Source organism: Mycobacterium sp. (genome assembly GCF_032162605.1).
Classification (GTDB): Bacteria; Actinomycetota; Actinomycetes; order Mycobacteriales; family Mycobacteriaceae; genus Mycobacterium.
In genome coordinates this window covers 1-5,984 of sequence record NZ_JAVROT010000394.1, presented here as the reverse complement: position 1 = coordinate 5,984, position 5,984 = coordinate 1, and the positions used below count along the sequence as shown (strand labels likewise).

The following is a 5,984-nucleotide window of genomic DNA, read 5'->3' as shown; positions in this document are numbered from 1 at the left end:
ACTTCATCACCTCGATCGCCGACCAGGTGCGCGACGGCAAGCTCGCGGGCATCTCCAACATCGAGGACCAGGGCAGCGACCGGGTCGGCATGCGCATCGTCGTCGAGGTCAAGCGCGACGCCGTGGCGAAGGTGGTGCTGAACAACCTCTACAAGCACACCCAGCTGCAGACGAGCTTCGGCGCGAATATGCTGTCGATCGTCGACGGCGTGCCCCGCACCCTGCGGATCGACCAGCTGATCCGCCTGTACGTCGTCCACCAGTTGGACGTCATCGTCCGGCGGACCACCTACCGGCTGCGCAAGGCCAACGAGCGGGCCCACATCTTGCGTGGCCTGGTCAAGGCGCTCGACGCGCTCGATGAGGTCATCGCGTTGATCCGGGCGTCGCAGACCGTCGACATCGCCCGCGCCGGGTTGATCGAGCTGCTCGACATCGACGACATCCAGGCGCAGGCCATCCTGGACATGCAGCTGCGGCGTCTCGCCGCTCTGGAACGTCAGCGCATCGTCGACGACCTGGCCAAGATCGAGGCGGAGATCGCCGATCTCGAGGACATCTTGGCCAAACCGGAACGTCAACGCGCGATCGTCCACGACGAGCTCGCGGAGCTCGTCGAGAAGTACGGCGACGACAGGCGCACCCGCATCATCCCCGCGGATGGCGACGTCGCCGACGAGGACCTCATCGCCCGCGAAGAGGTCGTCGTCACGATTACCGAGACCGGTTACGCAAAGCGGACCAAGTCGGACCTCTACCGCAGCCAGAAGCGGGGCGGCAAGGGTGTGCAGGGTGCCGGCCTCAAGCAGGACGACATCGTCCGGCACTTCTTCGTCAGCTCGACGCACGACTGGATCCTGTTCTTCACCACCCAGGGCCGGGTCTACCGGGCGAAGGCCTACGAGTTGCCGGAGGCGTCGCGGACCGCGCGTGGGCAACACGTTGCGAACCTGCTGGCCTTCCAGCCCGAGGAGCGCATCGCCCAGGTGATCCAGATCAAGAGCTACGAGGACGCGCCATACCTCGTGCTCGCCACCAAGAACGGTCTGGTGAAGAAGTCCAAGCTGACCGACTTCGACTCCAACCGCTCGGGCGGCATCGTCGCGGTGAACCTGCGCGACGGCGACGAACTCGTGGGTGTGGTGCTCTGCTCGGCCGATGAGGATCTCCTGCTCGTGTCGGCAAAGGGTCAGTCGATCCGCTTCTCGGCCACCGACGACGCACTGCGCCCGATGGGCCGGGCAACCTCTGGTGTGCAGGGCATGCGCTTCAACGAGGATGACCAACTGCTGTCGCTCAACGTCGTCCGCGAAGGGACGTATCTGCTGGTCGCGACCTCGGGTGGCTACTCCAAGCGCACGGCGATCGAGGAGTACACGCCACAGGGCCGCGGCGGCAAGGGCATCCTCACGATCCAGTACGACCGCAGGCGTGGCACTCTGGTCGGAGCGTTGATCGTCGACGAGGACACCGAGCTCTATGCCATCACCTCAGGTGGGGGCGTCATCCGGACCGTGGCACGCCAAGTGCGCAAGGCCGGGCGGCAAACCAAGGGCGTGCGCTTGATGAACCTCGGCGAGGGCGACACACTGATTGCCGTCGCCCGCAACGCCGACGAGGATGCCGACGACGACGCAGAGACCGACGCGACGTAATGCCGCGATGTTGGCAAGCCAACTGCCGCCTGGCAGCCGGCCCGAGCTAAGGAGCCCCCGGTGGGTTCACCGAATGAACCTGGACCACCGCGCACCAGCGATGGGACTGGCAGCGCCAACGGCTCGAACGGTACCCACAGCAGTGGGCCCACCGGCGGGGGCTCGCCGTCTGGCGACGTGCCTCCGTGGCAGCGGGGCACGGTACGGCCCGGGCCCAGGGCACCGCGTACCGGCGAGGCGTCACCCCCGGACGGGCCGCGGGTAGGGAAAACGTCAACCGGGCACTCCCCCGGCACCGACGCCCGGCTCAACCGGTTCATCTCCGGTGGACCGGCGTCTGGGCCGGTGCAGGGACCGCAGCGGGAAGCGGCACCGACACGTGAACCCGTTCCCGCACGTGAACTAGCTCCACAACGGGAAACGGACGCCGCACCGCCGGCAAATCGCACCGAACGCGTGGATTCCGGGCGTCCCGAGGTCTTCGCGAGTGAGCTGCCCGACCTTTCGGGGCCGGCGCCCCGTCCCGTCCGCAAGGCGGGCGGTGAACGGACTGCCCTGGAGCCGCCAGCGCGCTCCTCGGTACCCGCCACCCGCGCCCAGGCAGGCCGCTCACAGGGTCCGGTGCGCGCGAGCATGCAGATCCGGCGCGTGGACCCGTGGAGCGTGCTGAAGGTGTCACTCGTGCTCAGCGTGGCGCTGTTCTTCGTATGGATGATCGCCGTCGCGTTCCTCTATCTGGTGCTGGGCGGCATGGGCGTGTGGAGCAAGCTGAACAGCAACGTGGGCGATTTGCTCACGAGTGCCAGCGGCAGCGGCGAGTTGGTGTCGAGCGGGACCATCTTCGGCGGCGCCGCGCTCATCGGGTTGGTCAACATCGTCCTGCTCACGGCCATGGCGACGTGTGGCGCGTTCATCTACAACCTCACCACCGACCTCGTCGGCGGCGTCGAGGTGACGCTCGCCGACAGGGACTGATCGTCGGACCGAACCCGGCGGTTTGGGACGACGGGCGTCGTTACGGTAGATTCGTCCCTCGGCCGTATGTGATTACGGGCCTGTAGCTCAGGTGGTTAGAGCGCTTCGCTGATAACGAAGAGGTCGGAGGTTCGAGTCCTCCCAGGCCCACGGTTTGCCTTACTGAAAGAGGTGCGCTGTGAGGTTTCTCGTAGTGCTCGCCCTTCTCGCAGCGGGTGTGCTGATCGTGAGATCGCGCGGTCGCGTCGAGGTTTGGCATGTGGCCGCCGATCAGCGGAGCTGATCACGAGAGGGGCCTTAGCTCAGTTGGTAGAGCGCTGCCTTTGCAAGGCAGATGTCAGGGGTTCGAATCCCCTAGGCTCCACAATCAAAACAGCAGGTCAGGCAGGCTATCGCCGCCGACCAATCAAGCGGGAACGGCCTCCGTGGCCACACTTTGGACACAATCACGAGTCAAAAGGGCGTTGATGGCCACCCCGACGGCCTCGACGTCGGACCCGTATAGATGTCCGTAGCGGTCCAGCGTCAGCCCCGCGGACTCATGTCCGAGCATGTTCTGAAGCGCCTTTATGTTGGCGCCGGCCTGGATGGCCAATGATGCCGCAGTGTGTCGGAGTTCGTGGAGCTTGAACTCGTAGACGGTCTCGCCGTCCACCTTTCGCGGAAATAGCTGCGCGGCCGCGACGGCTTGCGACCACCACCGCCTCCGCACATTGCTCCCCGGCATGTGGCCACCCTCGGAGTCAGGGAACACCAGCGACGTGGGCTCCCCAGGCACCAGGAGGTCGGCGACGAACTGAGGCAAGCTGACCGTCCGCCCATAGGCGCTCTTCGGCGACCCAACCACGAACTTTCCGTCGACGAGCGTCACCGACCGCGCCACCCGCAGCCGCAGGCCGTTCAGGTCGACATCACGCCACCGCAGTTCGGCCACCTCACCGAACCGAAGCCCGCACGTCCCCAGCACGTACACCAACGGTCGATGCTCTCCTGCGGCGTCGGCCAAGGTGCGCAGCTGCTCCAACGTCAAGAATCTCTGCTCCAGAGCACTCACCGCGGGCAGCTCGACGCCGTCCACCGGATTCAGCACCAACCGGTTCTCCGCCACCGCCATCGCGAGGACCTGGCGCAGCACCCCGACCGTCTTCTGAACCGACGCCGGGACCATCGTCGTATTCAGGTCCGCCACCCACTCGCGGACGAACTGGCGGCTGATGTCCGCCAGGGGGACACCAGCGTGCCGGGTGATCGCCGTGTCCAGCACCACCTGATACCGGGCCCGCGTCGACGGCTTCAGCTTGTGCTTCGACTCCAGCCACTCCCGCGCGTACTCCCCCAGCTGGACGCGACCCGCGGCCGGCGCGACGTACGCTCCGCGGCGCTTGTCGACCTCCAGCTGGTTGGCCCACGCCTGCGCGTCCCGCTTGGTAGAGAATCCGCGCTTCCTCGTCTGGCGACGGTCCGGGGTGCGATACCGAACGCAGTAACGCGTTGCGCCCGTGCCGGTTCGAACTTCTCAATCGTCGCCATCAGTCTTCCTCCGCCGCCCGCCGCCCTGCAGTTCATCGAGCACTTGGTCGTGCCGTTGGATGCGCCGCTGTTCCTCAGCTGTGTACTGCTGCTCTCGCTCCCATGACGGCAAAGCGCGGTCGATAAACGTTCCCAGCTTGTCGCCGACAAGAGGCCTGGTACCCGTCAGCCAACGCCAAACATGTTGCGCCGGAATAGGAACGTGCCACCCAGATATCTGAACCAGGTCCCCCTGGGCCACCTTCGGGAGATCAGGCATGAGAAGGCTCGCTGGTGACACATTGAGCGCGACGGCGAAGGCCAGCAGGTCATCTGGCGTCACGCGCCGCTCACCCGACTCGGTGCGGCGGACCCCAACCGCGTTGATACTGCGGCCCAGGATCTGCAGTTGCTCAGACAGCTCCGTGTAGTTCATGTTGCCCAGCCCGCGCAGGTGCTTGATGTTCTCGGCCACCGTGCGAGCGGTGGGGCCAGTTTCCGGTTCCTTACCTACCATGTGCCCATACTGTCATACCTTGTCAATAGAGTCACAAGACTTGACACCGCATCACGCGTGCGGTTCAGTTCAATAACTGTCAAAGTATTGCAGTTGATCGACAGGAGATGACAATGGCCGACTCGACAGCCCTAGGCGATCTGCCACCACTCGCGACACCGTCCCAGCTTGCCGAGATCCTCCAGACCACCGTGGACTCGCTCGCGCAGGACCGGTACCGCCGCCGTGGCGTGCCCTGGACCAAGGTCGGCGGACGCGTCCGGTACCTCCGCGAGGACGTCCTGGCGTACCTGGTCGCCAACCGGTCCGGCGGTACCGCGGCCTGATGAACACCACACCAAAGAGTGAAGGCCCCGGGGTTGCCGCCCCGAGGCCTTCAGAACCCACCCACCAGGAGAGAGGCCCTTACATGACCATGATTACACACACCACCGACAGCTGATCAACGACGTTCAAGTTCAAGGTCGCTGGCTCGGAACGCGTGGCATCTTCCGACACTTTGCGCCGCCCGTCGAGCAGGCGATCGAGTATTCGAAGGAGAATCCCGATGAGTTCTTCTTCGACACGATGTCCACGGCGGTCTCTGGCGAGTTCAGCGGCGATGTCGTCGGCGAGCTAATCCGCTGCGTCGTCGACGGCGAAGTGGGCTACGAAGTTCGCATCAACGGCACCGAGGATCACGCCGGCATCTGCGACATCGCCGCATACAGCTACCGCAATATCTGGGCGCTGTCCAAGGTGACCAACGACCTCCGCTACGAGTGGGCCGCCATCCTCGAGGGGAGACGGTGATGGCTGACTCCTACCCCACCCAGCTCCGCCGCCGGCGCGCCTACGCGGACAAGAGTTGCCACCTACTGGCCTGCGGCCGATGTACGGACCCGTGGACCTGCCGCTGCTACGACGACCCAGAGATGTCCGAGCGGTACATCGACGGATACCGGGACGCCGCCCTTCACTTGCTCTCCGAAGGACTGACGCCAGCGCCGAACGTCGAGGCCATGCGGATCTTGTGGCGCCGAGGTGGAAATGACCAACGCCTAGCAGTCCGCTTGGCAGAGCTATGGGAGGTGGCGGCTTGACCACGGATCTTCACGCCGAGGGGGTCGCGTCTCGGACGCGACCCCCTTCGGGGGACGTCATCCCCAGCCGCCACCTGACCGTCACCCGCGGATCCCAGGTGAAGGCCAAAAAGCTGGTCTGGTGGGAACCGGGCCTCGTCCTCCAGTACGCCATCAACCTGCTGGCAGCCCGCGAAGGCAAGGGTAAGAGCACAGTCGCATCCTCCTGGGCCGCACGCGAGACCCTCAACGGCGGAACCGTCCTCT

At 65.5% G+C, this 5,984-nt stretch carries 7 protein-coding genes, 2 tRNA genes and 2 pseudogenes; 8 read left to right on the top strand and 3 right to left on the bottom strand.

All coding sequences use genetic code 11. From position 1 onward, the window contains the following. From QOI01_RS22575 to QOI01_RS22560, 4 genes are all read left to right on the top strand, one after another. On the top strand, positions 1 to 1,655 hold a 1,655-nt coding region (locus QOI01_RS22575; RefSeq protein WP_526384894.1), incomplete at its 5' end, for a DNA gyrase C-terminal beta-propeller domain-containing protein. Between the two features lie 60 nt (positions 1,656 to 1,715). Next, positions 1,716 to 2,630 carry a DUF3566 domain-containing protein gene (locus tag QOI01_RS22570; RefSeq protein WP_526384892.1) on the top strand — a complete coding sequence of 305 codons (915 nt, stop codon included), beginning with the start codon at positions 1,716 to 1,718 and terminating at the stop codon, positions 2,628 to 2,630. A gap of 76 nt (positions 2,631 to 2,706) precedes the next feature. Further along, positions 2,707 to 2,780, top strand: a tRNA-Ile gene (locus QOI01_RS22565). Positions 2,781 to 2,921: 141 nt separating this feature from the next. Further along, positions 2,922 to 2,994 (top strand) — tRNA-Ala (locus tag QOI01_RS22560). Positions 2,995 to 3,036: 42 nt separating this feature from the next. On the opposite strand, the gene QOI01_RS22555 is transcribed toward QOI01_RS22560, so the two are convergent. The 3 genes and pseudogenes from QOI01_RS22555 to QOI01_RS22545 all read right to left on the bottom strand — a co-directional run bounded on the left by QOI01_RS22555 (position 3,037) and on the right by QOI01_RS22545 (position 4,614). Then, a complete protein-coding gene (locus QOI01_RS22555) occupies positions 3,037 to 3,894 on the bottom strand; it encodes a site-specific integrase (protein ID WP_526384890.1) in 858 nt (285 codons plus the stop codon). 135 nt (positions 3,895 to 4,029) lie between these two features. Then, positions 4,030 to 4,098, bottom strand: a pseudogene (locus QOI01_RS22550) (Arm DNA-binding domain-containing protein); the annotation flags it as partial. A gap of 48 nt (positions 4,099 to 4,146) precedes the next feature. Continuing rightward, positions 4,147 to 4,614, bottom strand: coding sequence for a helix-turn-helix domain-containing protein (locus QOI01_RS22545; RefSeq protein ID WP_526384888.1), 468 nt, complete (start codon positions 4,612 to 4,614; stop codon positions 4,147 to 4,149). A gap of 155 nt (positions 4,615 to 4,769) precedes the next feature. On the opposite strand from QOI01_RS22545, the gene QOI01_RS22540 reads away from it, so the two are divergent. The 4 genes and pseudogenes from QOI01_RS22540 to QOI01_RS22525 all read left to right on the top strand — a co-directional run. Beyond that, the gene (locus QOI01_RS22540) at positions 4,770 to 4,982 is read left to right on the top strand and encodes a helix-turn-helix domain-containing protein (protein WP_526384886.1); all 213 of its coding nucleotides are present in this window, start codon (positions 4,770 to 4,772) and stop codon (positions 4,980 to 4,982) included. 241 nt (positions 4,983 to 5,223) lie between these two features. After that, positions 5,224 to 5,448 carry a hypothetical protein gene (locus tag QOI01_RS22535; RefSeq protein ID WP_526384884.1) on the top strand — a complete coding sequence of 75 codons (225 nt, stop codon included), beginning with the start codon at positions 5,224 to 5,226 and terminating at the stop codon, positions 5,446 to 5,448. Then, complete coding sequence (locus QOI01_RS22530; protein ID WP_526384882.1) at positions 5,448 to 5,738, top strand: hypothetical protein; 291 nt, start codon at positions 5,448 to 5,450, stop codon at positions 5,736 to 5,738. Before QOI01_RS22535 ends, QOI01_RS22530 begins: the two co-directional genes overlap by 1 nt. Continuing rightward, positions 5,735 to 5,984, top strand: a pseudogene (locus QOI01_RS22525) (hypothetical protein); the annotation flags it as partial. The gene QOI01_RS22530 and the pseudogene QOI01_RS22525, both read left to right, overlap by 4 nt.

Excerpts from the sequence above, each read along its gene's own strand:
- QOI01_RS22535 (WP_526384884.1), top strand. The coding sequence starts at position 5,224 with ATGTCCACGGCGGTCTCTGGCGAGTTCAGCGGCGATGTCGTCGGCGAG.
- QOI01_RS22540 (WP_526384886.1), top strand. The coding sequence starts at position 4,770 with ATGGCCGACTCGACAGCCCTAGGCGATCTGCCACCACTCGCGACACCG.
- QOI01_RS22530 (WP_526384882.1), top strand. The coding sequence starts at position 5,448 with ATGGCTGACTCCTACCCCACCCAGCTCCGCCGCCGGCGCGCCTACGCG.